At 54.9% G+C, this 26300-nt stretch carries 24 protein-coding genes and 1 tRNA gene; 10 read left to right on the top strand and 15 right to left on the bottom strand.

What is annotated here, in order from left to right; all coding sequences use genetic code 11:
* Window positions 1-99: 99 nt before the first annotated feature.
* Both AC07XZ_RS25950 and AC07XZ_RS25945 read right to left on the bottom strand, forming a co-directional pair.
* Window positions 100-1017 carry a gamma-glutamylcyclotransferase gene (locus AC07XZ_RS25950; protein ID WP_085745326.1) on the bottom strand — a complete coding sequence of 306 codons (918 nt, stop codon included), beginning with the start codon at window positions 1015-1017 and terminating at the stop codon, window positions 100-102.
* Window positions 1018-2436: 1419 nt separating this feature from the next.
* Window positions 2437-2655: a hypothetical protein gene (locus AC07XZ_RS25945; protein ID WP_085655295.1), complete on the bottom strand. Its 219-nt coding sequence runs from the start codon at window positions 2653-2655 to the stop codon at window positions 2437-2439.
* Window positions 2656-3095: 440 nt separating this feature from the next.
* Between AC07XZ_RS25945 and AC07XZ_RS25940 the strand changes: the two genes are divergently transcribed.
* Together AC07XZ_RS25940 and AC07XZ_RS25935 are read left to right on the top strand one after the other, a co-directional pair.
* A complete protein-coding gene (locus AC07XZ_RS25940) occupies window positions 3096-4430 on the top strand; it encodes an AAA family ATPase (protein WP_146024033.1) in 1335 nt (444 codons plus the stop codon).
* A gap of 31 nt (window positions 4431-4461) precedes the next feature.
* Window positions 4462-5022 (top strand): HNH endonuclease, encoded by a 561-nt coding sequence (locus AC07XZ_RS25935; protein WP_256590587.1) that lies wholly within the window; start codon window positions 4462-4464, stop codon window positions 5020-5022.
* A 275-nt stretch (window positions 5023-5297) separates the two neighbouring features.
* Here AC07XZ_RS25935 and AC07XZ_RS25930 read toward each other — a convergent pair whose 3' ends face one another.
* The 12 genes from AC07XZ_RS25930 to AC07XZ_RS25875 all read right to left on the bottom strand — a co-directional run bounded on the left by AC07XZ_RS25930 (window position 5298) and on the right by AC07XZ_RS25875 (window position 17439).
* Window positions 5298-6182, bottom strand: coding sequence for a DUF4435 domain-containing protein (locus AC07XZ_RS25930; protein WP_102688205.1), 885 nt, complete (start codon window positions 6180-6182; stop codon window positions 5298-5300).
* Entirely contained in the window at window positions 6179-7606 is a 1428-nt protein-coding gene (locus tag AC07XZ_RS25925; protein ID WP_102688204.1) for an AAA family ATPase, read from the bottom strand. The genes AC07XZ_RS25930 and AC07XZ_RS25925 overlap by 4 nt, the downstream gene beginning before the upstream one ends.
* Before the next feature lie 794 nt (window positions 7607-8400).
* On the bottom strand, window positions 8401-8766 hold the full coding sequence (locus AC07XZ_RS25920; RefSeq protein ID WP_102688202.1) for a histone-like nucleoid-structuring protein, MvaT/MvaU family: 366 nt from the start codon (window positions 8764-8766) through the stop codon (window positions 8401-8403).
* A gap of 313 nt (window positions 8767-9079) precedes the next feature.
* A complete protein-coding gene (locus tag AC07XZ_RS25915) occupies window positions 9080-9922 on the bottom strand; it encodes a coiled-coil domain-containing protein (RefSeq protein ID WP_102688220.1) in 843 nt (280 codons plus the stop codon).
* Between the two features lie 229 nt (window positions 9923-10151).
* A complete protein-coding gene (locus tag AC07XZ_RS25910) occupies window positions 10152-13067 on the bottom strand; it encodes a DUF927 domain-containing protein (protein WP_102688200.1) in 2916 nt (971 codons plus the stop codon).
* Window positions 13064-13336, bottom strand: a complete 273-nt coding sequence (locus AC07XZ_RS25905) for a DUF3077 domain-containing protein (protein WP_102688199.1) — start codon at window positions 13334-13336, stop codon at window positions 13064-13066. The genes AC07XZ_RS25910 and AC07XZ_RS25905 overlap by 4 nt, the downstream gene beginning before the upstream one ends.
* Complete coding sequence (locus tag AC07XZ_RS25900) at window positions 13333-13617, bottom strand: hypothetical protein (protein WP_102688198.1); 285 nt, start codon at window positions 13615-13617, stop codon at window positions 13333-13335. The genes AC07XZ_RS25905 and AC07XZ_RS25900 overlap by 4 nt, the downstream gene beginning before the upstream one ends.
* Before the next feature lie 528 nt (window positions 13618-14145).
* Window positions 14146-14451 (bottom strand): hypothetical protein, encoded by a 306-nt coding sequence (locus tag AC07XZ_RS25895; RefSeq protein ID WP_102688197.1) that lies wholly within the window; start codon window positions 14449-14451, stop codon window positions 14146-14148.
* Window positions 14448-14729 carry a helix-turn-helix transcriptional regulator gene (locus AC07XZ_RS25890; protein ID WP_102688196.1) on the bottom strand — a complete coding sequence of 94 codons (282 nt, stop codon included), beginning with the start codon at window positions 14727-14729 and terminating at the stop codon, window positions 14448-14450. Before AC07XZ_RS25890 ends, AC07XZ_RS25895 begins: the two co-directional genes overlap by 4 nt.
* Window positions 14730-14829: 100 nt before the next feature.
* The gene (locus tag AC07XZ_RS25885) at window positions 14830-15669 is read right to left on the bottom strand and encodes a hypothetical protein (protein ID WP_256590588.1); all 840 of its coding nucleotides are present in this window, start codon (window positions 15667-15669) and stop codon (window positions 14830-14832) included.
* Between the two features lie 279 nt (window positions 15670-15948).
* The gene (locus AC07XZ_RS25880; RefSeq protein ID WP_102688195.1) at window positions 15949-17190 is read right to left on the bottom strand and encodes a tyrosine-type recombinase/integrase; all 1242 of its coding nucleotides are present in this window, start codon (window positions 17188-17190) and stop codon (window positions 15949-15951) included.
* Between the two features lie 164 nt (window positions 17191-17354).
* Window positions 17355-17439: transfer RNA gene (locus AC07XZ_RS25875), tRNA-Leu, on the bottom strand.
* A gap of 108 nt (window positions 17440-17547) precedes the next feature.
* Here AC07XZ_RS25875 and queA point away from each other — a divergent pair.
* The 6 genes from queA (at window position 17548) to AC07XZ_RS25845 (ending at window position 23632) form a co-directional block, all read left to right on the top strand.
* A complete protein-coding gene (queA, locus tag AC07XZ_RS25870) occupies window positions 17548-18597 on the top strand; it encodes a tRNA preQ1(34) S-adenosylmethionine ribosyltransferase-isomerase QueA (RefSeq protein ID WP_102688194.1) in 1050 nt (349 codons plus the stop codon).
* 14 nt (window positions 18598-18611) lie between these two features.
* Complete coding sequence (gene tgt / locus AC07XZ_RS25865) at window positions 18612-19727, top strand: tRNA guanosine(34) transglycosylase Tgt (protein ID WP_161794909.1); 1116 nt, start codon at window positions 18612-18614, stop codon at window positions 19725-19727.
* A 43-nt stretch (window positions 19728-19770) separates the two neighbouring features.
* Entirely contained in the window at window positions 19771-20106 is a 336-nt protein-coding gene (gene yajC / locus AC07XZ_RS25860; protein WP_007956696.1) for a preprotein translocase subunit YajC, read from the top strand.
* 64 nt (window positions 20107-20170) lie between these two features.
* The gene (gene secD, locus AC07XZ_RS25855; RefSeq protein WP_039765691.1) at window positions 20171-22039 is read left to right on the top strand and encodes a protein translocase subunit SecD; all 1869 of its coding nucleotides are present in this window, start codon (window positions 20171-20173) and stop codon (window positions 22037-22039) included.
* A gap of 9 nt (window positions 22040-22048) precedes the next feature.
* Window positions 22049-22963, top strand: a complete 915-nt coding sequence (gene secF, locus AC07XZ_RS25850; protein WP_007956694.1) for a protein translocase subunit SecF — start codon at window positions 22049-22051, stop codon at window positions 22961-22963.
* Between the two features lie 120 nt (window positions 22964-23083).
* A complete protein-coding gene (locus tag AC07XZ_RS25845) occupies window positions 23084-23632 on the top strand; it encodes a glycine zipper 2TM domain-containing protein (RefSeq protein ID WP_007956693.1) in 549 nt (182 codons plus the stop codon).
* 104 nt (window positions 23633-23736) lie between these two features.
* Here AC07XZ_RS25845 and suhB read toward each other — a convergent pair whose 3' ends face one another.
* Window positions 23737-24555, bottom strand: coding sequence for a type III secretion system regulator SuhB (gene suhB / locus AC07XZ_RS25840; protein WP_007941397.1), 819 nt, complete (start codon window positions 24553-24555; stop codon window positions 23737-23739).
* Between the two features lie 145 nt (window positions 24556-24700).
* Between suhB and trmJ the strand changes: the two genes are divergently transcribed.
* Together trmJ and cysE are read left to right on the top strand one after the other, a co-directional pair.
* Window positions 24701-25471: a tRNA (cytosine(32)/uridine(32)-2'-O)-methyltransferase TrmJ gene (gene trmJ / locus AC07XZ_RS25835; protein WP_007956692.1), complete on the top strand. Its 771-nt coding sequence runs from the start codon at window positions 24701-24703 to the stop codon at window positions 25469-25471.
* A 2-nt stretch (window positions 25472-25473) separates the two neighbouring features.
* Entirely contained in the window at window positions 25474-26250 is a 777-nt protein-coding gene (cysE, locus tag AC07XZ_RS25830) for a serine O-acetyltransferase (RefSeq protein ID WP_007956691.1), read from the top strand.
* Window positions 26251-26300: the final 50 nt, after the last annotated feature.

Below are 26300 nucleotides of genomic sequence, written 5' to 3'. Positions count from 1 at the left end.
TTTTGGTGCCCGAGGGAGACTGTAGTAGTCCAGTAAACTCAAGGCCTCCAGAGAGGTTTGCTGTTCAGGGATACATGTAGGGATACATGCCCGCCATTGCTAGGCCGGCATGATACCCGGATGGTCGTTCCAGTCACAAACGCCACAGCTCAGATACGAGTCCCCGTCGGGAGCGATATCGACATCGTAGAACTTGCGGATTTCGCGAGACTTGCAAACCGGACAGTGATCAGTCCTGTCCTGCTCTTCACGTTTGAGAATCTGCATCATGTGGCCAACAACTGTCTGGCAAGTGTGAATGGCAATGGACGACGCTGTTTTACTGGCGCTCTTGGTGTGTGTCAGCCAATTCGATAGTTGCCAAGCCTCTTTGGCTAGGTTCTTCAAATGCTGCCGCAGTTCCTTATTGCTACCGCCACCACAGAGATGATTCATCAACAAGTCGATCCATGCGATGAAATTGGCATCTTGAGGGCGGTCGACGTCTTGAGGGATATCGCTCAGTCTTCTGACGGCGCCCATAAGCGAGACCAATGCTTCGCGCAGGAGCATGCCTACAGCTTGAAAGTCTTCAGCTTCGACTGCTGCGTCATGGCGAGCGTCTGCCTGATCCATGCGTCGAAACACTTCATCGAAAGGTGTGGGGTCTGAGCTATCGATCCGATCTGGACGACTCCGCAAGCGCATCATCAGCCCTATGTGGAAAGAGATCGTGTAGTCGAGTGTGGGGAAGTGCTTCTGGGAATAAAGATTCGTGAGGTTGGTAATGACCCACCACCGATCCTTATCCGTCGTTACGTCCCAAATTTCGTATGTGTCACCCAGGACGATTTCCTTTTTTATGCGCTCGACGTGCTGAACAACTTCATCACGTGCCTGGGTCTCAACATAGATAGCGATATCTCGCTCCGCATGGAGGTCGCTTTCCACGCTATAACGCGAAAGCTCGTCGGCCGGAACCGGGTGCGAGTGAATGGTGCATTCCCCTTCAGTCGGCAAATCCTGTTCATCATTCATCGTACTTTCCTTTCAGTCTGCACCACGAGAGCGCTGGTGAATCGAGTATGTCAGAGGAGTGCGGCGGCTGAGGCACCGAAATGTGCTGGGGACCCTGAGAGATTACCGATGGTACGGGGTCGGAAACCCGCGGGACTGTGGTAGCGGGAGATGCTGGAGCTTACTGAAATTTCAACGTTGAAATTGAAAGGATCTTGAAGAAAAAAGGACATCGTTACCGTACCGGTAATGATGACCTTGGATCGATTGTTTTGTAGTGCAGATGCACAGGTAAACAAGCAGTTCACCGGGTTCACCTGTTCACTAAGCTGGGAGTTCTCCCGCTAACAAGGTCCGGCGGGTTTCCGACCCCGTGTCTCGAAGAAAACCTCAGGGGCCCCGGCACACTGCGGGAGATACGCCTGACGTTCGCTGGTGGGATTGATCCTAACGGGGTGTGGGGGGATGTACCCCTCAAAAATGCGGTGTAACTCGTGTGGCTGGTGTAACGATGGTTGGTAAGTAGCTGTATTTATTGAATATTTTTGATGTTACATCGGCTTCGTACACAAACCTTTTGGCGTGTAACTCTGCCATCTGGTGTAACGCTCCGATGCTTGAAAAGAGGGACGGAGGAGGTCATGTCCATGCGCAGGAGACCAGGTACTTCCCCACTCCCAGTCTGCCCAAGAGATGCGATTAACGGGATGTAATCATCAGTTTGGCCGCTCTGCCAGCGATCTGTCAGCAGTCGTAAAGGGCCGCTTTCGGCCAGAAGCGGACGTTCAGCAGCGACTGCTTTCGGCCAGAAGCGGACGCTCATGGCCGACCGCTTCTGACCATATGCTGACGTTCGCAGGTGGCTGCATCCGGCCAGGCGCGGCACTTCATCAGAAAAAAGGGGACTGATTTATTTCTCATAAAAAAATCAGTCCCAATTCTCTCGTTCAGTAATCAACGCGTTCCTGCATCGCCCTCTATGACTTCAACGAAAGGGGTAACTGTCCGGGTTGCGGTGACAAGTATCCCAACGAATGAAAGTATGATGCTGCCCCCCGTGACAACTATTGCCCAGTGATTTTTGCTCAATAGGAAAACGAACGGCAATGCTACAGCAATGCCGCAGACCCCGAGCCGGAAGATCATCCCGCCAACCCGAAGTCTGCGATGAAGAGCCACATGCCATCGCAAAGGTGCCCCGCAAGAAACACACGGTACTACGGGAAACTCCCCAAAAAAAGGAGTCATGCGCCGTTGCGCTGTTCGACTCAACTTTGAGGAGCAGGTGGGACACGCCAATAATGACGAGCTTTGCATGGAGAGAATTTCTCCTGGGTGGGTGTCCGCATTAGTTTAGTGGATGATTTAATGCCTGACCTACGCGATGGTTAGCCATTGGCAATGATTGCTTTTGGCCGATTGCTGCCTGCAAAGACGATACTAGGATTGCCGTATCCGCATAATCGCATCTGTGATCGCTTTTGCATTTGTGTCTAAGGTCTCCATAGCCATCACAGCGTTATCTGCAACGACTGCTGCGCCACTGGCTGCAAGCCAAACGGCAACCTCCTCGATCGCCGCCGCCAGTGCATGCTGGTTGTGCAGGAGCAATGTCAGGGCGTCAGCGGTGGCGATATTAGAAGCTGAGTTATTTGGCATGCGATCCATCCTGGAAATAAGGGTTTCGCGAAGCCTAGCTCATGCGGCCGCAGCAGAGAGGCTTAGATACCGCATGCTTAAAAATTGCTACACCGCGCAGATGATTTGAGACTTTAGCCAATCAGTTGGGGCGGGAGGCGGGCTACTGCATCCATCCATCATCGGAGCCAGCCAGCGTCCGCTTTCGGCCAGTAGCGGACGCTCGAAAAAGACCGCTTACGGCCAGAAGCGGACATTCCCATGCGACTGCATACGGCCAGAAGCGGACCTCGCATGCGACGGGCAAAGGCAACAAGGTGTCTTCTGGGGGCGCATATGAAACCTAAGGCGCTTAAACTTTGATCAATGGAGAACACGGCTTTCACTTCCTAGGAGTAGTGACTGGGGGGGGGCGTCCCGTTAACATTGGACACAAGTAAATAGACAAGGAGTGGTTTCAGATGGCCTTTCGACTGGTAAGTATGGATTTTGACCAAAAACTTGTACGGCTTACTCCCGAGAACGTGTCATCAAGGATTAGAAATTGGTATACAGTCTTAGTGGGTAAAAATGGAATTGGAAAAAGTCGACTCTTATCGTCCATAGCTCAGATTGGTATCGTTAGCGAAGACTATTCCAAGGTGATCGCGGTATCTACCAGCCCTTTTGACAAATTCCCCAACCCGAGAAATCGATCCAGTAATACTGCGAAAGCGAACTATCGATATGTTGGAATGCGAAGTGAAGGAATCTATCAAAGTTCAAATTCCGTATCTCTAATTTCATCCGCTGCAAAAGGATTGCTGGAGAAGCTATCTGTAGAAAATGGAGCTCACAATTTAACAGCAGTCTTCGACGCTTTAAACTTTCGACCTGTCGCTGATTTCATTTTGAAGCCAGGATATCTAAAGGGCAGTCGGAACGCTTATGACACATCTAGAGTTGAGGGGACTAGTCTTGCAATCGAACTCAGGCGACTGGAGCGCGAACATTCAATTGAGGTTGATGAGAGGTATTTTGAACTTCTGGAAAATTTACATTATGGCCGGCTACTTGAGGTCCTAGAAGCTATGGTTACGGTCAATAAAATATTGACCACTAGAAAAGCAATTGAGCTAAGTGCTGACTTTTCCAGATCCACTCTAACTATTGGGGAGTATCAGGCAGGCCGATCAATAATACTAGCCGTATTGATACTTCTTGAAGTAGGTCTGATGCGCCTGATGGACATCACATTAGAGAAGGTCGGTTTCGGTCCATTATCGCTCAAAAAAGCTAGTTCGGGCGAACAATGCTTGCTAGTACTGATTTTGGGTATTGCGGGGCATATCAATGATAACTCACTCGTTCTTATTGACGAGCCAGAGATAAGCCTTCATCCGAGGTGGCAAGAAGAGTTCATGGAACTGCTCATTTCTTCCTTTGCCAGCTACCAAGACTGCCAGTTCATCATTGCCACTCACTCCCCTCAAATAATAGCAAGACTACGAGGGCGCGGCTGCTACATAGCCTCTCTGTCTCGCGGTGAGCTTTACGATGCAGAAGAGTTTCATGATAAATCAGCCGATTTTCAACTAGCAGAACTATTCGACGCCCCTGGAATTATGAATGAATACATTTCTCGCCTAGCTTTCAATCTCCTAGCAAAAGTAAAGCACAGCAAAGAAGTAACAGTCTCATCGCAGACGGATTTATCGCGACTTTTACAATTCAAAGACCAGCTTGAAGAGAGCGATCCAGTGAAGGAGCTGATTGCATCTGTAGCTATGCTGTGTGAGCACTATGCCTCTAATTAAATATCCAATAACGTTAAGTGCTACATCGTCAGTGATCGTTGAACAGAAAAAAATCTCTCCTGACTACTCGCACACAAGTTGGGGGGATGATGAACTCCTACCAGTGCGCCGAGAAATTCGAGAACATTATCGAAATGCTCAGCGGCTTATGTGCGCTTATTGTTTGGGGCCGATCTCATCACACTCAACATTTGGAGCGCAAATTGAACATATTGCTCCAAAATCACAATACCTTAATTTCATGTTTGAGCCTAAAAACATTTGCCTGGTATGCCCAGACTGTAATGAATATAAGTCCAGTCGTGAGGCTTTAGTAAAGCCCATATTAACTGCAAAAAGGGTCAACTACCCTAAAAATTCCGCATTATTCAGAATTGTTCATCCTCATTTTGACTCTTATGAAGAGCACATTGCTAAGTTTAATCGACTTTACGTGGAATGCTCAGATAAGGGAGGGTACACAATTTACATCTGTAATTTAAATCGTTTTTATAGAAAGTTTGGACGTTGCGAAGAACTTGTCGAGGATGTAAATTTGGCAGAGCAATCTGAACTGTTCTTTGAAAACGGTACTATTCCTGAAAGTCGTTGATCCTCCAAAACATTTCAGAATACTGATTACAGCCAATCTTCCATCTTAAGGCGTGCGCACATCTACAATATTGAACTGTTTTTTCTCTTGCCTGCATCCGCGCGAGATCAATCAGTAATTTTACATTCGGAAACGGAGTCTTCCAGGACTTAGTGAGAACAGACAATTTCGGATTGCAGTCGCTCGAACGAAATCTCACGGAGTATCGATTGTTAGAGAGGATCTAGAATGGCGAAGCAGCTCACGAGTGAGCCGCTCTATACCAAAAACTAGTTCTAAAGGTGGGCAACAAATGCGGAAAGCGATGGCGGAATAGTTGATAGTGAAGCTAACGAGCGAATTATTTCACCATTGGGATCAAATTTGACTCCCGCTTTTTTCGCAAAAAGCGTAGGAGCATTAGAGGTTCGGTCACATTTAAGTTGATGCAAAAACTTAATAAACAATTCAAATATAAACTTCCCTCGCCACTGCATATGAGGATCCAGTTTCGAAAAATCACCTTCAACCGAACTGGTGTCTCTCTCGAGATCTACAGGCCAACCAATTAATTGAAAGTAATCGGATTTTTTATCAGTGATATTTTCTAGAGTAAATAAAAAATATTCTGATATGCGATCTTCGATATTTGCCAACTTAACGTCATGAGTTCGCGCATAAAAAATTGCTTGGTTTACGGGGCGCATAATTTCAAAAAAAGCAGCCAAAAAATCATCAAACAAAATATTGATTTTTTTTACCGAATCTTCATCACCTTCACAGCATTTAAACTCTGAATTAAGCAGCGATGATAGAACTGCCGAGTCTGCTAAATGGTTTTCAATGGAGTAGCCCTCTGTCACATATATATCATCGCCAAAATCGTAGCCTTTTAACCCGTCAAAATCATGATCTACAAAAAATCGAACCTTGTCATCCTGGTAATGATTGTTTTGAAGGGATTGACGAAGCGCTAGTACTTGATCTTTGCCTTTAGCAACTATTGATGCAAATTCTATCGAGCGACCAACTCTGTTAAAAACAGTTTCATAATATGGGAGGTCGTCATAGCCTTCAAATACACATATCAGTTTTTCTGGGTTCTTTCCCCGAACTGTAGTGTACGAAATAAGCGCCACTTGAGGGTTGTTTCGAGAGGCACGCATCTTATCGATATTCATTTTTTATTCCTTTCGTACGATACGAAAAGAGGCTGTGCATATTCATCTAAATCATTTTCAAAAATAAATGGTGAATGCGTAATCGCTACAAGTTGCTCGCAGCTTGGTGACTCTAAAAGGTCAGGTAGAAAAAGTTTTTGCCAGGCCATAGATAGTGACAGTTCGGGCTCATCGATCAGCACGATAAATTTCTTATCTTTTTGAAGGTGTAACTTGGCAAATATAGATACGATTTGTTTCTCGCCAGATGATAACTGGGATAGCTCGATAGGGTCGGAGCTATAAGGGGTTCTGATATCGATATCTAATGACATTTTGTCAAACACAAACGTTTTTTCGGCTTGCGAGTTTGATTCAAACGCAGAAGCATTCCAGTATTTATTTATGACTTTTACAAAGCCTTCAATAGACTGCTCATCCTTTTGAGTTGATGTATAAATTTCGAGCATCTGAAACAAATATGAGCGAAGGTTGTCGTAGTGGTGCAAATTAATTTCACTGGAGTCGATAAGATCAAGGATCTTTGCACCCGCTTGCCCCTCCGCTTGACCAAGGCGGGCAAGAACCAACCTCAACTGGTTACCAAGTATTTTATTATCTGAAGGAATCGGCTCAGGCTGTTTTGTTTCAGGAGACAAAAGATCTTCAAGAGATCGAACACTTAAATGGGAATATGCAGTGAAGGTTTCAGATTGAATTGTAGATTTAATGTTCTCAAGTTGAGCTTCGACGTCGCTCATGCCAAACCACATTAGTGTCTCATCTGTGTCAGTTTGAGGTGCCTTCTCAAACAAATTGTGGTGCCTTGATTGTCTTTTTTCAAAATTGGTATTCTCTACTTCAATTCGTCGAAAGGTTGGAAGATACAATACTTCATTTGTGCCCATGCCATTGTTAATGTACTTTAAAAAACCACTATATACCTGCGTTCTTTCTAAGGACGGCATTGCTCGGCGAAATAGGCGTAAAGTTTCAGGTGGATCATATGGGCATTCGTTATAAACGATGTGATAAATATGGTGGGCCCTAACTTTTCGCGCATCAAAAGTAGGGCCAACTTCGGTGAAGAACTCATACAGCTGTGCCTCGGTTACGCCATACTCTGTTAGCTCGGAAAATGCTGAAGCACTTTGGGGCTTAGCATCTGATGGAAAGAGCTCACTTTTTGAAACCTCAAATTTTTCGAAGCCTTCGAACTGGATGGTTATTTTATCAAAATTAAGACTGTATAACTTTGCAACACGACGCGAAAGAATCATGTACAGGGTATTTAATAGCGTTGTTTTCCCTGTTCCATTTTCTGCGACCACAATTCGCACACACGTCGGCGTGTGAAGCGTTAATGTCTTAAATCCATTGAGTCCGGAAATTTGAAAAAGCTTTATAATAGGACTGGTGCTGGTTAGTTCTTCAAGCTTCGGCATAATGGCTCTCCATGCGCTCTTTATGGCCGTATAAGTAAGTTAGATATAGTCTCGACCATGAGGCAAAACGCTATCAGACGGAGATTAAGCTGTCGAGAAGCAGCATCTATCAGCCTTGAAAGGCCTGAAGGATTAAATCTTCAACCTGTTGAAAAGATTGGGAAATCGACAGCGTTAACGATCACTCTTGTTCGAATCATTGGCATTCAACCGATGGCAGTTAATGGCCGGTAACGGTCGCGTGTGAGCGTCCGCTTTTGGCCGAAAGCAGACGTCCGTGAGCGGCGCTAGTGGGCAGAAGCGGTCGTTAAGAAAAAATCGTGGAGGACCGCTAGGGGCAGCTCTTTTCTACCAGGTTGGGAGGGCTGAGCAATACTTCGCGAAAGGCTGCAGCGAGCTATAGGGAAGCAGTCGAGGGCGTTGGGCAAGGCACCTAGCGTTAGCCCAAGTTTGTAGACCGGCGAGAGATGATCATCTCTTCGAGGATCTCTCGAAGCAGGCGGTTAATTACCGCTTCTCCGTGGTACCTGGAGCGATCAATGTTGGCAATCGTGAATTGTCGCTGGTCGGGGCCGATCACTTCGATGGACAAGCTACGGTCGGCATTTATCGAGCAGGCGATAGTGCATTGGGGGAGGCGCCGAGACAACAGGTCGCTAATTTCACGTCTGCTCATTGTGTCCACAACGTTGACTCCTTTTGCTGACGGTAGGGATTTTAGAGGGAGAGCTCGCATGCGCGAAGAGCGTGATCAACAAAAAAAGGCCTCTGAGAGGCCTTTTATTCAAGCTGCGCTATTTGCGAACCCAGCTTTCCACTTCGTCGGAGCCGTGCTTGGTTTTCCACTCTTTGAGCGTCTTGTGGTTACCGCCTTTGGTTTCAACCACTTCACCGGTATGCGGATTCTTGTAGGCCTTCAGCTCGCGGGGCTTGCGTTTGCCAGCTGTTGTCACCGGTGCTGCAGCGCGTTTCGTGCTCTGCGGATCAAGCAGGTTGATGATGTGCTTGAGGCTGAAGCCGTACTGGTCCAGCAGTTCGCGCAGCTTGGTCTCGAACTCAATCTCTTTTTTCAGCGCGCCGTCGCTTTTTAGCGCTTCCAGCGCCTGCATTTGCTCGGCCAGATGTTTTTCCAGCTGACGGTATTCGGCAAGTTTGGACATGGTTTTTTCCTATGTTTGTTTGATGACAGTTTGAATGTTCGGGTGGCTCACAAGTTCAACACTATTCTGACAGCTTCAGAAACTCTCGGATGCTAATGATCTCGGCTTTGATCAATTTTACAGTGAGAATCTCGAGTTCCGTTTTTACGCGGGGTTTGTCCACGAATTCCATCATTTCTTTTAAGGACACTATTCGTGCTTTCAGTATTTCTTTCCAGTTGGGGGTGTTTCTAAGGTCAAATTGAATGATCATTTTGTAGCCTGTGTGGGTTAAACAGCCTACCTGCGCAGGCTGTTTCGGTGGTTCAGCGCGTTACAGCGAGAGAATGTCTCGCACGTTGTAATTGCCGGATCGATCCGACAACTCACGCCAGGTCCAGTTGTAGAAGTCTTCGCCTTTGGTTGGAATCACCAGCTTCATCAACGTGAGGTGTTCCCCACCGAGCATTCCTTCGGCCGCCCACAGCTTGGCGCCCTTATCTATAAGCGCTTGTGCTTGTTCGTTCCACTGTTCTTCCAGTACTGTTCGGGCCAGCGACATGGCTGTTCTCTGGATGGTTTGATATTCCCTTTGCGCTTCGGCAATGTGCTGGTCGACGATGGCCAGTTCCTGTTCCAACGCAGTGATGATCAGGTGTTGGCGCCGATTATGTTCGGTCGCCGTAGCGAGATTTTTCGCGGCTTTCTGCGCGTCGGCATTGGCGTTCTTTTCGCCCTCGGTGTCGCCCCAGGCGACGGCCTGCGCATAGGCGGTCGCGGCATCGGTTTCGGCTTGCCGGGCCTTGGCCATATCCTCTTCCGCCTGCTGCTGGATCTGTGCCAAGCGGGTGCTAAGACTTTGGCGTTTCTCGTTGAGCTCTTGTTCGTCGGCTTTCCAGTTATCCATCGAATCGGTGTAACCCGCCATTAGCGTTTCGTGATTGACCAACTGCTCACGCCGTTGAATCCGAGCCTCTGCATTACCCGCGCGTGTCTTGCAGGAGTCGTAAGGAATTTTGAGGGTGTTGTACTGTTTTCGAGTTTCGTACAACCGATCTGCGTCGAGTTCCTCTTCGTTTTCCAAGAGCGCTTCCAATGGTTCTATATGAGCGTAGTGCTCTGCTGCCTCCCTCAAGAGGCTATCGCGACGGATCTTCAGGTCTGCGATTTCGTCCAGCAATACCCGCTTCTTCTCGCATATGCTGCTCTCTTCGCCGGCGGCTGCTACGGGCAACGAGAGCCCTGTTTCATGGCCATCTGGATCGCTGGCCAGCAATTCGTGTTGTTCGGTGGAGGTTTGGAATTCGTTCATCTGTCTTGTTCCTTCAAAAAATTGAGTTTGGGTTGAATGAGCGGCTGGCGAGGCCGGGAGTCAGCCGGCGCTACCTCGATCAGCGGGGTTGCCCTCAGGCAGCCCGAGCCTCGCTGTCATCCGTTCCCGGAATCGCCTTCACGATGTAGCAGCGTTGCTGACCGAGACCGGGTAACCGCACCAGACTCGACGCTTTCCCGTCGCTGCTCGGTTCCAGCACGCCACGTTGCAACAGCTCCTTGTTCACGGCGTTGATGTTCATGCCGCGGAAGATCTCGGAGCGCCACGCCTCGGTCAGCACGTAGTAAGTGTTGGTGGTGTGCATGGTGTCGCCCATGCCGTGCTCCAGCGTCTTGCGAAAGCCGAGGCGGTCGATGGTGCGCGGGCCGTGTTCGTCGATCTTGGCTGCCGCCGATTCCCAGCGGGTGAAGCGACTTTCACCGAAGCGCTCTATGACCTGGCGCAGCCGCGCCAAGATCGCGTCGCCTTCGAAGTTACCGGCGCCGCCGCGTTCGTGGAGCCAGGCGTTCAAGCACACACGTGCGGCGGTGGTGGCCGTGCCGTCCGGCCAGCCGGTGATTCCCATCGCGGTGGCCAACTCGCCGGCGGCCGCTGCAAGGCCGAAGCGGGCCGCAGCACGGTGTGCCTGACCACTGGCAGAGGCGGGTAGCGCTTGGGCAATAAAGCCGTCCAATGTGCGGCGCAAGATTGCGGCCCAGCCGTGGCGCTTGCCGGGTTCGCACAGAGCTCTCAGAAAGGCGGTGAGCGGGGTGCCGTAGTAGTTCGCTACGCGAGCCTTGAGTGCGTCGGAAAGGGCGGCGGCATCCTCGAAACCGTTGAGCGCGTCGAACATGCCAAGGCCTTTGCTGGCATCGGCCGGGACGGCGAGCATCCTCACCTCCATACCGGCTTTCAGTTCCTTGTTGGCTTCGGCCATGTGCTGGGCCAAGGTCTTCTCGCCGGTGGAGAGAAACAGCAGGCGCCATTCCTGCACCTGCCGGCCTGCTTGGCCTCGATCATTGGCGCGGGCCTTACCGGTGCCGTTGCCGAGCATGTACACCGTCTCGCCGATGATGCGGGCATCACACATGCCGATTTCATCGAGCACCAGAAGCCCGTCGGAATGTGCGGCAGCTATCGACTCCAGCGCGTTGTCGGTCGAGCGCCAGGAGCGCACCAGACGGGGCCCACCGTAGATTGAGGCGGCAACCTGCAGGTGCGTGGTCTTGCCGCCCGAGCTGTCGCCGTACAGGTGAAAACCTCCCGATTCGTGGCCGAGCATGTGCAGCAGGGGACCGGCGAAGGCCACACTGACGACAAATGCCAAGCGATGGTTGCCGATGCACAGCGCGCCGATCTGTTGTTGCCACTGTTCCAACGTGCCCGCTTCGCTGATCGGCGGAAGTTGCGCGCCGGCCTCGTAGAAGTGCAGGTGTTCCGCGTGCATGCCGACCTGCTGCTCGGGCAAAAGAAAGGCGTTGTCATGCCAGCCCAAACGAGTGACCAGTCGCGCACGTTGAGCACTATCGAAGCCGCCCAGGTAACTCTGCAAATCGTTGCGAGCGTTGCGCCCCGAACGACTGCCGGCAAGACGCAACCCCATGTCCACCAAAGGGCCGAGTACATCCTTACCGAAGTCACCGGTCATCGTGCGCGCCGGGATGTTCCAGCGTTTCTTGGTGCCGTCGGGGTCGTCGAACTCGACCAGCAAACCCCAGTTGTGCCCCTTCTCGTCACGGGTACGCGCAAGGATTGCCAGCGGCGAACACACCGGGCGTGCTTCGCCGTCGTCGCCGGCATAAAACACACCCTCGGGCGTCAGGCGAAAGCCTCCCGGCATCAGGTCGTTTTTCGATTTTGCCGGTCGCTTGGCCGCTACTTTGGATTTCGCTTCCGGATCTGGTTCCGGCTTGGGTTCGACCTGGGCAACCGTCGGTTTTTCTTCGATCACACCGAACAGCTCGCCGCCGCTTTCCAGCGCGGTGAAGTGGCCGGCGGTCCAGCCTTTGGAGAGTGCATCGGCGGCATCGTCGCCGTCATCCCATTGACCACCCTTGGCAAACACGGCGCGGTCGTTTTTCAGCGTCGGCTTGCGTTTGAACACCTCCAGCGCGATGACCCGGACCGAAGCGGCGCCGATTTCGCGCAGCTTTTCGGCGACGGTGGCCATGCAGGCTTTACCGCTGTCATCGTTGTCCGGCCACAACAAAACGTCGCGTCCCTTGAGCGGCATTAGGTCAGATTTGTGCCAGGAGTTGGAGCCGTTCGGCCAGCAGGTGGCCACGTAGTCCGGCATTAACTCGGCGGCGGCATCTGCAGCTTTCTCGCCTTCGCACAGAATCACCGGTGCGTCAGCGCGCTGGGCCAGTTCATCAAGGCGCAGCAGCGGACGTGGATCCGGCAGACCTTGCCAGCGCCATTGCTTGGTTTGGCTATCGGCGCGCTGACACCACGTCAGCGGCGCAAAGACCTTCTTCGGCTTGCCGTCTTCATCCGGGCCAAGGTCGAAGCGATACAGCGCCATGAGCGGCTGACCCTGTACGTCGCGGTAGATCCACACCTTGGACGGCACACCGTGTTCACGGTGCTTGGCCGGGCACTTGTTCATGGCCTCGGTCGGGATCGGCTGGATGGCGTTCCATGTTGCTGCCTTGGGCTTGCTCGGAGCGGCCATAGTCTTGGCGGCACCGGGCGCAACGTTCAGCCAGTCCGCCAGCTTGTGGCACGCTTCGACGTCGGTACCGCCGTCCAGATAGCGCACCAGATCGATCAGGTCGCCGCCTTTGTCGCCGGTGGCAAAATCCGCCCAAGTGCCCTTGCTCAAACTGACCTTGAGCGAACCGGCGCGCTTGTCGCTGCGGGTCGGATTTGGAGCGGTGTATTCCTTGCCGCCATCCACGCGCTTGCCGTTGGGCAGCCAGTGCGACAAGACACGATCAATGTCTTTCAGCGCAGCTGCTTTCACGTCGGCAAAGCTCGGGCGTTTAGCGTTGTTCGGTCGTTGGCTCATGTGTCAGCCCTCGGCAGAAACAGCGCATCGTTTATGTCGTCGATCAGCGCTTTGGCCATCTCACCCAGGTACAGAGCAGGCCAACTGAAACGCTCGCCGTGGTCACTCATGGCCGCGTCGAAACTGAGCTGGTTCGCGTGATGCTGCAGCAACGACACCATCTCCAGCGCGTCTTCGATGGGTACACCGGCATTCACCCGAAACAGCTTCAGGTCGGTGGCGTTAACGCGGGAAAAGGTTGCGTGGCCCGGAGTGGTGGAAATGCTCATAGCGCACCGCCTTTTTGCACCGCAGGGGCCGAAGTGTTGTCACCGTGCATGGCCAGCGTCTTGATCAAGCCGAGGGTGCCGCGCACGTCCCAGAGGACGGCGGCAATGACGTGATTGGCAAGGCGCGAGGATTCGTTTTCGAAGTGATCCTCCAGCAGAGTCAGCACCGAGTCGGCACGGGCAATGGCGCAGGTGATAGCGTCGATTGGTACACCGGCTTCTGCGGTTGGATTCACGCAGAGCAGATCTTCGGGCAGGGCAAAACTCAGGGCGTTGTTCATTGGGCACCGCCTGCGGTTTCGAGCGCGCGGGCTTTGGCCATGTGAGCGTTGTAGCGGGAAAGGCGTGTAGCGAGGCTTGAGTTGGCGTGTAAAGCGGCGAGAGCCATTGCACGGTGTGCAGCGGCGCGAATTTTGGACGGATTGAGGGCAGGCATAGGTGACACTCCAAGTTTGAAGATGGAGCTGCCACTGATCGTCGCCAAACGATTTAGGGTGGCAGCTGTGCGCAGGTTGGCGAACCGGGAACTTGGAACCCGGCAGACCCGAAGGTCTCCCACGCACAGCTGCCATAACACGAAACGGCGGGCACAAAAAAAGCGCCTGCTGTCGGATGGGGCGCCTGTGCGCCAAGTAACTCGGGTCGCCAAACCCGGTCGCTGAATTTGCAGCGACGGCCAGAGAGTAACGTCCGTTTTTCGAAAGTGCAACTGCTCTGATGGCTTGCGGATTTTTCAGGTGCGGCATAAATTGTTCGGGCATGTAGGTTGACCTCAACGCCTCCGGATCGCCCCCGGAGGCGTTTTTGTTTCAGGCATGGGCTTCCCAGCGCAGGGAGAGAATGGGCAGGAATCCGCCGCTGAGCATGGAGCGGGCATCTTCGTAGGCGTCGACCTGCTGGCCCTCGTCGACGACCACGGCCCCGGTCTTTTCGCAGTGAAGGGAGAGGGCGCACCAGGTGCCGTCGGTCCAGCTGAGCACGCTGACAACGCGCCCTTGCTTGTCCTGCTGGCTGCGGTAGCGTTCAAGGCGCTGCATGACGCGAGTCGAGAAACCGATCCGACGCAACACGGAAAAGGGATGCATCAAAGCGTTGTTTGCAGTCTTGTGGCTCATGCTGCCACCTGATCGCGTGCCTCGATGCGGCTGCGCGCCCATGCTTGAACTTCGGAAAGGACCCAGGCGACAGGGGCGCCGCGTGCGTTGCTGTTGCTCAGCTTGACGGGCTGCGGAAAGCTGCAGTCGGTGCGCTGCATCAGTTTGTAGATGGTCGAACGCTTCATCCCCACAATGCCTTCCACCTCCCGCATGCGGATCAAAGTTGAAGTGGCATCAAAAAGTGAGGTGGCGTTGACGGGAGTCTTGCGGGGAAAATCGGTAACAGAGGTGTTCATAGGTATTGCTCTCGATTGATTTGGACAACGAGAGCAATGGTCTAGAAAATCGTCTGCGGGAAGCAGTTCACTTCCAATTGAAATTTCGGTGAACCTTTGTTCACAGCACAAAGTTGCGCTTGAGTATGGCCTCTACGCTTTTGCGGGTCAGCGCTTTTTCGGTTTCCAGCGTCAGCCACTCCGCGCGCTGCTTGGGCGGTTTGGAAACCTCCCGTTCCAGCCAAGCATGTACCGCCGTTGTCACGTTTCTTCGTGGCATTCCGCTCGTCACGTAGTGGCGACCTTGCCTAATGATTGCTGTATCTCGTGCGCTGATTTCTTCGTTACGCTCCATTCCGCTGATGATGCCGCCCTTAGTGCGTATAGCGTTCTTGATTGCTCTGTAAGCAGTAGGGGTCAGTTCGTCACTGATCAAGCAGGGTAGGGTTGTTATGGGCTCCAGAAACAGCACGTATTGTTCTAGTGCCTGAATGCGTTCAATGGGATCGACCTGTCCCTCTACGACGAGACAATAAATATCCCACGGACAATCCGTGGGAGGTTCAGCAACATGTGACCATGCCTCGTCTTCCGTAGAGCGCATCCAGTCAGCTAATGCGCTTAGCGCTTTTACTGCGCAGGCCATGACGTAGGCTGCATATGCATCGCGCTCCGAAGCTGAAGGGCAGCTGCTGTATTGGCGAACCCAATGTGCAAGACGATTTTTTTTGTCGGTTGAGGCGTACTGAAAAATGGCCTCTTCATGCATCGTTGTCTGTATGCACATGCTGCTCATATCGCTGCTGATGTCGCCGTTCTGGATGCGTACGCAGCATTGATTGATTAGCTCGCATAGATCAGTGATCTGTTCATTGCAGAGCTCATAGAGCGGTTGACCGGAGAGATATTGAAGCAGGCCGGTGGTTAGCGCCGTGTGCAAAATTGGATGAGTTTCAATCATGCCCATGGTTCTCTACGTGTAACGCTCTATCCCTCGCCCTGCGAGTTGGATGCGTTTCCAGCGATATTTGCGCTCTGGCCCAGCTTGGAGAAATTTGGCCCGCAGCATGCGAGGGGCTTATTCTGGTGTTACACGAACGGCGTGTGTTACATCGCATGTGCGGAAGATCGTGCAAGAGTGTATCGGGATTGAAAGTCAATGAATCCGGGCGTTTGGCCGGCATCGTTACACGAGTTACACCTGTAACACGGATTTTGAAGGTGGTATGGATAAGTGCATTCATACCACTTTTCCAAATTGTCCCTTGATTACCTTTTCGCTTGCTAACGCATCAAGGTGATCTGCATACCACTGCATCATCTTCACTCGATGCTCAAGGTATTGAGCCTTGTTGTAGACCCCCGATATTCCCTCTTCTTTGTGAGCAAGCTGCGCTTCGACGTGCTCTTTCGGCCAGCCGTGTTCCCTGAGCAGAGTGCTGGCGGTGTGACGAGTACCATGACCAACCAATCTCCCCTTGTAACCAACTGTCGCGAAGACCTTGTTGATGGTGTTTTCGCTAATCGTTGGGTTCTTAGCGCCCACCCCAGGGAACAGCCAGCGACTACGACCTGTGAGGCAATGAAGTTCTTTGAGAGCGGAAAGCGCTTGCTTAGGGAGTGGACACACAAAGTCTCGGCGCATCTTCATCTTGGCGGCAGGCGTCGTCCATATCGCTTTATCCAGGTCAAACTCTTTCCATTCAGCTAATCGGACCATGCCCGGTCTGGATGCGGTCCAGATGCAGAGCCATGCAGCAGTTCGGGCCGTCAGCCTGCTGGGAGTGTTTTTGAGTGCTTGGAGGAACTCTGCCAACTCTGGCTCCAGCAAATGAGGATGCTGCTGAGTCTTTGGGGCTTGAGCTGCAATATCTCGGAGGCGACTGCCAGGATCGTTTTCCGTGAGGCCTAAGCCGATGGCTCGTCCGAATATCTGATTGATCCACGTGCGGCACTTTTCCGCCACGTTGTGTGCGTCTCGGGCTTCAAGTGATGCTTGGAGCTCCGCACAGTCAGTACGAGTGATTTCATCCAAGGGTTTATCTCCCAGTGCCGGGAGTATGTCTTTGTCGAGATAAGTGCGGATTTTGTTAAGGGTGGAAGGAGCGAGTCCCTTTTCTTCCTTGGCCTTGAGCCAAGCTTCAGCAGCCGCTCGGAAGGTACGAGTCTTGGCAGCATCAATTGCCGCTTTGGCAGAGCGTTTTTGTTCGAGAGGATCGGCCCCGCTGCTCACGACCTTGCGCAGTTCAGCAGCTTTATCCCGTGCCAACGCACCGCTTACTTCTGGGTAACCCCCCAGCCCCATCCAAGCCCAATTGCCCGCCGGACGTTTGTAGCGGAGCTGCCAGGATTTACCACCATCAGGTTTTACCCTGAAGTAGAGGCCGTTTCCGTCCAGCTCTCGGTATTCCTTTAATTCCGACTCCAATCCCGCAAGTGTCGTATCAGCGAGAGGGCGGCGCTTGATATCTGCGCGCTTCATCCTTGTATCCCAAAGTTCGGTATTTTTCTCAGGATACAAGCAGGGATACAGGGATACAACGGATAAGGGGAGACAGGGATAAACAGGTAGGCACAAAAAAACCGGCCAAGTGGCCGGTTTCTCTGGGTCTGAGAGGCTGGTAGAGACTCTCAGAAACTGCTATGTGGTGCCCCGAGGGAGACTCGAACTCCCACTCCTTTCGAAAACGGATTTTGAATCCGCCGCGTCTACCAATTCCGCCATCAGGGCTCAATGGCGGCGAAGTATAGAGAGGTGCCTACCGTTGGTCAATCACGTTTCATGGTCAATTTTCGATATTTCCGCTAGACTTTCCGGCCCTGCTAGACGAACCCCATCATGCGCGTTGCTGACTTTACCTTCGAGCTTCCTGATTCGCTGATTGCCCGCCATCCTTTGGCCGAGCGTCGCGGTAGTCGCCTGTTGACCCTGGATGGGGTCAGCGGCGCCCTGGCACACCGTCAATTCACTGATCTGCTGGAGCATTTGCGCCCCGGCGATCTGATGGTGTTCAACAATACCCGGGTGATTCCGGCGCGCCTGTTCGGGCAGAAGGAGTCCGGCGGCAAGCTGGAAATCCTCATCGAACGCGTGCTCGATTCCCACCGCGTGCTGGCCCATGTGCGTTCCAGCAAGTCGCCGAAGCCGGGTTCGAAGATCCTGATCGACGGCGGCGGCGAAGCCGAGATGCTGGCGCGTCACGATGCGCTGTTCGAGCTGGGGTTTGCCGAAGAAGTGCTGCCGCTGCTTGATCGCGTCGGGCACATGCCGTTGCCTCCTTATATAGACCGCCCGGACGAAGGTTCGGATCGCGAGCGCTATCAGACCGTGTATGCCGAGAAACTCGGCGCGGTGGCGGCGCCGACCGCCGGGCTGCATTTCGATCAGACGCTGATGGAAGCGATCGCCGCCAAGGGTGTCGAGACTGCGTTCGTCACGCTGCACGTCGGCGCCGGCACGTTCCAGCCGGTGCGCGTCGAGAAGATCGAAGATCACCACATGCACACCGAGTGGCTGGAAGTCGGTCAGGACGTGGTCGATGCAGTCGCCGCTTGCCGTGAGCGCGGCGGTCGAGTCATCGCTGTCGGCACCACCAGCGTGCGTTCGCTGGAAAGCGCCGCCCGCGATGGCGTGCTCAAGCCGTTCAGCGGCGACACCGACATCTTTATCTTCCCGGGCCGGCCGTTCCACGTGGTCGATGCCTTGGTCACCAATTTCCATTTGCCCGAATCCACGCTGTTGATGCTGGTTTCGGCATTCGCCGGTTATCCGGAAACCATGGCTGCCTACAAAGCCGCGGTCGATAACGGATACCGCTTTTTCAGCTACGGTGATGCGATGTTCATCACCCGTAATCCCGCGCCGCGCGGCCCAGAGGAAACAGTATGAGTCGCACCTGTCGTATGTCGTTCGAGTTGCTTGCCACCGATGGCAAGGCTCGTCGTGGTCGTCTGACCTTCCCTCGTGGCACCGTCGAGACCCCGGCCTTCATGCCGGTGGGCACCTACGGCACGGTCAAGGGCATGTTGCCGCGTGACATCGTCGCCACGGGTGCGGAGATCATTCTGGGCAACACCTTCCACCTGTGGCTGCGCCCGGGTACCGAAGTGATCAAGGAACACGGCGACCTGCACGATTTCATGCAGTGGAAAGGTCCGATCCTGACCGACTCCGGCGGTTTCCAGGTGTTCAGCCTCGGCGCCATGCGCAAGATCAAGGAGGAGGGCGTGACCTTCGCCTCCCCGGTCGACGGCTCGAAAGTGTTTATGGGGCCGGAAGAGTCGATGCAGGTCCAGCGTGATCTGGGCTCGGACATCGTGATGATCTTCGACGAATGCACCCCCTACCCGGCTGACGAAGACGTGGCCCGTGTGTCCATGGAGCTGTCGCTGCGCTGGGCCCAGCGTTCGAAGAATGCCCATGGCGACAACACGGCGGCGCTGTTCGGCATCGTTCAGGGCGGCATGCACCAGGACTTGCGCATGCGCTCGCTGGAAGGCCTGGACAAGATCGGTTTCGACGGCCTGGCCATCGGTGGTCTGTCGGTGGGCGAGCCCAAGCATGAAATGATCAAGGTGCTGGACTACCTGCCGGGCATGATGCCGGCTGACAAACCTCGTTACCTTATGGGCGTTGGCAAACCGGAAGATCTGGTTGAGGGTGTGCGCCGCGGTGTGGACATGTTCGATTGCGTGATGCCAACCCGTAATGCCCGCAACGGGCATCTGTTCATTGATACAGGCGTGCTGAAGATCCGTAACGCGTTCCATCGCCATGATGATTCGCCGCTGGATCCGACCTGCGATTGCTATACCTGCCAGAACTTCTCCCGCGCTTATCTGCATCATCTGGACAAGTGCGGCGAAATGCTCGGCAGCATGCTCAATACCATCCACAATTTGCGCCATTATCAGGTGCTGATGGCTGGTTTGCGCGAGGCTATTCAACAGGGTACATTGGCCGCCTTTGTCGATGCCTTCTACGCCAAACGCGGGCTTCCCGTTCCGCCTTTGGACTGAGTTTTCTGACCCCAAGATTCAACATTTGCAACTGGAGTGCTAAATGAGCTTTTTTATCTCTAATGCCATGGCTGACGCGGCTGCACCGGCTGCAGCGCCTATGGGCGGCGGCTTCGAGTGGATTTTCCTGGTCGGCTTCCTGGTCATCTTCTACCTGATGATCTGGCGTCCACAGGCCAAGCGCGCCAAAGAGCAGAAGAACCTGCTGAGCAGCCTGCAGAAGGGCGACGAAGTGGTCACCACCGGCGGCATTGCCGGCAAGATCACCAAAGTGGCCGATGACTTCGTGGTTCTGGAAGTTTCCGACACCGTGGAAATGAAGTTCCAGAAGGGCGCCATCGCCGCCACGCTGCCAAAAGGCACGCTGAAAGCGATCTAAGGTTCCAACTTCTACTCAATCGACGGGGCGCGCAAGGCGCCCCGCGTTCATAACGGGCGGCGTGATGCTGAACAAATATCCTCTGTGGAAATACATTCTGATCCTGGCGGTGCTGGCGATCGGTCTGATTTATTCCGCTCCGAATCTATACCCCGATGACCCGGCCATTCAGATCAGCGGCGCCAGCACGGCCCTGCAGGTCAATCAGGCCGATCTGGATCGCGTGAGCACCGCGCTCAAGGAATCCGGGATCAACGTCAAGGCTTCGAGCCTGGCTGCGAACGGCAAGGGCGGTCTGATCCGTCTGACCAAGGCTGAAGACCAGTTGCCGGCCAAGGACGTTGTCCGCAAGGCATTGGGTGATGACTACGTCGTCGCGCTGAACCTGGCACAAACCACCCCGCAATGGCTGCGCAGCGTTGCCGCGCACCCGATGAAGCTGGGTCTGGACTTGTCCGGTGGTGTGCACTTCCTGCTGGAAGTGGACATGGACAAAGCCCTCGACGCCCGCCTGAAAGTCTACGAAGGCGACGTCAAGAGCCTGTTGCGCAAAGAGAAACTGCGTTATCGCAGCCTGCCGCAACTCAATGGCGCCATTCAGTTGGGCTTCAGCGATGCTGATTCCCGCGAACAGGCCCGTGCGCTGATCCGCAAGAATTTCAACGATTTCGACATTGTTCCGGCCGACCTCAACGGTCAACCGGTGCTGCGTCTGGCGATGACCCCGGCCAAGCTGGCGGAAATCCGTGAATACTCCATCAAGCAGAACTTGACCACGGTACGTAACCGCGTCAACGAGCTGGGTGTTGCCGAACCGATCGTCCAGCGTCAGGGCGCCAACCGTATCGTGGTTGAGCTGCCGGGCGTGCAGGACACTGCCGAAGCCAAGCGTATCCTCGGCAAGACGGCCAACCTGGAGTTCCGTCTGGCTGCAGAGCCGGGTGCTTCGAAAGCCACTTCCGAAACTTTCGAATTCCGCGAAGGCAATCGTCCTCCTGCCCAGATCGAGCGTGGCCTGATCATCACCGGTGACCAGGTGACTGACGCCAAGGCCGGTTTCGGCGAGCACGGCACCCCTGAAGTGAACATCCGTCTGGATGGTCACGGTGGCGAGCTGATGAGCCGCGCGACCCGCAGCAACGTCGGTCGCAGCATGGCGGTGATCTTCATCGAGCAGCGCCCGGTCACCACTTACACCAAGCAAGTGGTCGACGGCGTCGAGAAAGACGTCGCGGTGCAGACCTTCAAGGAAGAGAAGAAGATCATCAGCCTGGCGACCATTCAGTCGCCGCTGGGTGCGCAGTTCCGTATCACCGGCCTGAACGGCCAGGGCGAGTCGTCCGAACTGGCGCTGCTGCTGCGTGCCGGTGGTCTGGCTGCTCCGATGTACTTCGCTGAAGAACGCACCATCGGCCCGAGCCTGGGTGCAGACAACATCACCAAGGGTATCGATGCATCGCTGTGGGGCATGCTGTTCGTCTCGCTGTTCATCATCGCCATCTACCGTTTCTTCGGCCTGATCGCCACCGTTGCTCTGGCGGTGAACATGGTGCTGCTGCTGGCGCTGATGTCGCTGCTGGGTGCCACGCTGACTCTGCCGGGTATCGCCGGTATCGTGTTGACCATGGGTATGGCGGTCGACGCCAACGTACTGATCTTCTCGCGGATTCGTGAAGAGATCGCCGCCGGCATGACCGTGCAGCGTGCAATCAACGAAGGCTTCGGTCGGGCATTCACTGCGATTCTCGACGCCAACCTGACCACCTTGCTGGTCGGCGGCATCCTCTTCGCCATGGGCACCGGCCCGGTGAAGGGCTTTGCAGTAACCATGTCCCTCGGGGTTCTGACTTCGATGTTCACGGCCATCATGGTCACCCGCGCGATGGTCAACCTGATCTTCGGCGGTCGTGACTTCAAGAAGTTGTGGATTTAAGGGGCTGCCATGTTACGTACAATCAACTTCATGGGCGTCCGCAACTTTGCGTTCGGCGTCACTGTATTTCTGACCTTGCTGGCAATCTTCAGTGTGTTCCACAAGGGCATGAACTGGGGTCTGGACTTCACCGGCGGTACGCTCATCGAGCTGACCTACGAGCGTCCGGCCGATGTCACCAAGGTGCGCGAGCAACTGGTTTCTTCCGGTTATCACGAAGCCGTCGTGCAGAACTTCGGCGCGACCACCGATCTGCTGGTGCGCATGCCGGGTGAAGACCCGCAGCTGGGCCATCAGGTGGCGGAAGCGCTGCAGAAGGTCGGCGGCGACAACCCGGCGACCGTCAAGCGCGTCGAGTTCGTCGGCCCGCAGGTCGGTGAAGAGCTGCGTGACCAGGGCGGCATGGGCATGCTGCTGGCGCTCGGTGGCATCCTGATCTACCTGGCTTTCCGCTTTCAGTGGAAGTTTGCGGTCGGCGCCATCGTGTCGCTGATTCACGACGTGATCGTGACCGTGGGTATCCTGTCGTTCTTCCAGATCACCTTCGACCTGACGGTGCTGGCGGCGGTACTGGCGATCATCGGTTACTCGCTCAACGACACCATCGTCGTGTTCGACCGGGTGCGTGAGAACTTCCGTGTTCTGCGCAAGGCCACGCTGATCGAGAACATCAACATCTCGACCACCCAGACCCTGCTGCGGACCATCGCGACCTCGGTTTCGACCTTGCTGGCGATCGCGGCACTGCTGTTCTTCGGCGGTGATAACCTGTACGGCTTCTCCCTGGCGCTGCTGGTGGGTGTTCTGGCGGGTACCTACTCGTCGATCTACATCGCCAACGTGGTGCTGATCTGGCTGAACCTGTCGACGGAAGACCTGATTCCGCCGGTCAACACCGAGAAGGAAGTCGACGACCGTCCATAACGGCCATCGTTTTCCCGGTTGTCAGTCAAAAAAGACGCGAGTTGAACTCGCGTCTTTTTTTTTGCTCCAAGGCTGGGAGAAGCGCGGGCGCGTCCCGCATGTGATGGTCAGGAGGTTCATGTGAACAAGTCGTTGCTGGTTGGTGCGGTATTGGGTGCTGTCGGTGTGACTGCCGGGGGTGCTGTTGCCACCTACAGCCTGGTTAAAAGCGGCCCTGAGTATGCGCAAGTGCTGGCCGTAGAGCCGGTCAAAACACAGATCAAGACTCCACGTGAAGTGTGCAAGGATGTGACAGTGACCCGGCAGGCGCCGGTGAAAGATCAACACCAGATCGCCGGCACCGTGGTCGGTGCGCTGGCGGGTGGTCTGCTGGGTAACCAGATCGGCGGCGGCACCGGCAAGAAGATTGCCACGGTGGCCGGTGCGGTCGGTGGTGGTTACGCCGGCAACAAGGTTCAGGAGGGTATGCAGGAGCGTGATACCTACACCACGACTCAGACTCGCTGTAACACGGTGAATGACATCAGCGACAAGGTCGTGGGCTATGACGTCCGGTATTCGCTGGACGGCAAGGAAGGCAAGGTGCGGATGGATCGTGATCCGGGCAACCAGATTCCGGTCGACAAGGAAGGCAAGCTGATCCTGTCGCAGAACGAGCCGGGCCAGTGACTGGTTGATGGCTTATAAGAAAAGCACCCCTCGGGGTGCTTTTTCATGCCCATAAAAAAAACACCCCGAAGGGTGTTTTTTTGGTTTCGCGAAGCGCTTAGCGCTTAGCGCTTCAGCGAGGCCGGCAGGTGCGGCTGGATCGCCGTCAGAACTGCCTTGAAGCATTTGGTGTTGCCGGCAACGACGTGGCCTTTTTCAAGGAAGTCGTGACCGCCGGTGAAGTCGCTCACCAGGCCGCCTGCTTCCTGAATCAGCAGGGCGCCAGCAGCCATGTCCCACTCGGACAGACCCGACTCCCAGAACGCGTCGAAACGGCCGGCGGCCACGTAAGCCAGATCCAGGCTTGCCGAACCGGCGCGGCGGATGCCGGCAGTCTGGCCAACCAGGGCGCGGAACATGCCCAGGTAGTTGTCGAGGTTGTCCATCTGGTCGTCACGGAACGGGAAGCCGGTGCCGAGCAGAGCGCCGTCCAGGCTTGTGCGACCGCTGACACGCAGGCGGCGACCGTTCAGTTGAGCGCCGCGACCACGGCTGGCGGTGAATTCTTCCTGGCGAACCGGATCCAGAACAACGGCGTGTTCCAGGCGACCACGGTATTTACAGGCAATGCTGACAGCGAAGTGAGGAATGCCGCGCAGGAAGTTGGTGGTGCCGTCCAGCGGATCGATGATCCACAGGTATTCTTCGCCTTCGATGCCGGTGCCGGCGTGCAGGCCGGTCTCTTCACCCATGATCGAGTGATTCGGGTAAGCCTTGCGCAGGGCGTCGATGATTTTCTGTTCGGCGGCGCGATCGACCTCGGATACGTAATCCTTGGCGTCTTTTTCGTCGACCTTGATGGTATCCAGGCGCTCGATGGAGCGGAAGATCAGTTCACTGGCGCTGCGGGCGGCGCGCAGCGCGATATTCAGCATGGGCTGCATGGATGTGTCACCTAAGGTTGTTAAAGAAAGCCGCGCATTCTATCAGAACTTTTCTTCAGGTGAAGGTCGCTGTTCGCTTTCATAGCTTAACGGTAGGCTGTTCTGTAAGATTTGCACCCCTTTGCCGAGTCCGAGAGCGCCCGCCGTGCTGCAAAATATTCGTGTCGTCCTGGTCAACACCAGCCATCCGGGAAACATCGGCGGGACCGCGCGCGCCATGAAAAACATGGGCCTGTCGCGCTTGGTGCTGGTTGATCCGCGCGTCTTTCCGCATCACGAAGCCGACGCTCGTGCTTCCGGTGCCGGTGACATCCTTGAAAACGCGCAAGTCGTCGCCACCTTGGAAGACGCCTTGGTCGGTTGCAATCTGGTGCTTGGCACCAGTGCCCGTGACCGGCGTATTCCCTGGCCATTGCTGGACCCGCGCGAGTGCGGGACCAAAGTGGTCGAGGAGGCAGGGCAGGGCGCGGAAATCGCGCTGGTGTTCGGTCGTGAAGATTCCGGCCTGACCAATGACGAGCTGCAGCGATGTCACTATCACGTGCACATCCCCTCCGATCCTGAGTTCAGCTCGCTGAACCTCGGGGCGGCGGTGCAGGTGTTGAGCTATGAAGTGCGCATGGCGTGGCTGGCTGCACAAGGTCAGCCGACGAAGATCGAGAAGGAAGAAGTGGCCTCCGTGAAAAGCGCAGAGCTTGCGACCATGGATGAGCTGGAGCGGTTCTATGAGCACCTGGAGCAGACTCTGGTGGCCATCGAATTCCTCGATCCGGAAAAGCCGCGGCACTTGATGGCGCGCCTGCGCCGGTTGTACGGACGCAGCTCGGTCAGCCGGGCGGAAATGAATATTTTGCGTGGCATCCTCACGGAAACCCAGAAAGCGGCCCGTGGCGAGCTCCTTAAGCGGAAGGATTAATGATGTTCGAGCGTTTGCGTGAAGATATCCAGAGCGTATTCCACCGAGACCCGGCGGCGCGTAACGCTTTTGAAGTCCTGACCTGCTACCCCGGCATGCATGCAATCTGGATTCATCGACTGGCCGGCATGCTCTGGCGCAATGATCTGAAATGGCTGGCGCGGCTGGTGTCGAACTTTGGTCGCTGGCTGACCGGGATCGAGATCCATCCGGGTGCCAAGGTCGGTCGACGCTTCTTCATCGACCACGGCATGGGCATCGTGATCGGCGAAACCGCTGAAATCGGCGATGACGTGACGATCTATCAGGGCGTCACCCTGGGTGGTACCAGCTGGAACAAGGGCAAGCGTCACCCGACCCTCGGCGATGGCGTTGTGGTGGGGGCGGGCGCGAAGGTGCTCGGTCCTTTCACTGTGGGGGCCGGCGCCAAGGTCGGGTCCAACGCCGTGGTTACCAAGGAAGTGCCACCGGGCGCCACTGTGGTGGGGATTCCGGGCCGGATCATCGTCAAGTCCGATGACGAGGCTGACGCCAAGCGCAAGGCGATGGCCGAGAAGATCGGCTTCGATGCCTACGGCGTCAGTGAAGACATGCCCGATCCGGTGGCGCGCGCCATCGGCCAGTTGCTCGATCACCTGCAAGCGGTGGACGGACGTCTGGAGGGAATGTGCGGCGCGCTGAAGGATCTGGGCAGTAATTATTGTGCGAAAGATCTGCCCGAGCTGCGTGAAGAAGACTTCGCCTGCGTCAAGGGCAAGGACGAATCCAAGCTCCACTGACGCACTTGCAAGGCTGCTGCCGACCGGTGTGCCATTAGGCCGCAGACCCT

The organism is Pseudomonas sp. GW458-11-26-14-LB4 (assembly GCF_059423925.1).
This window is presented reverse-complemented; position numbering and strand designations above follow the sequence as displayed.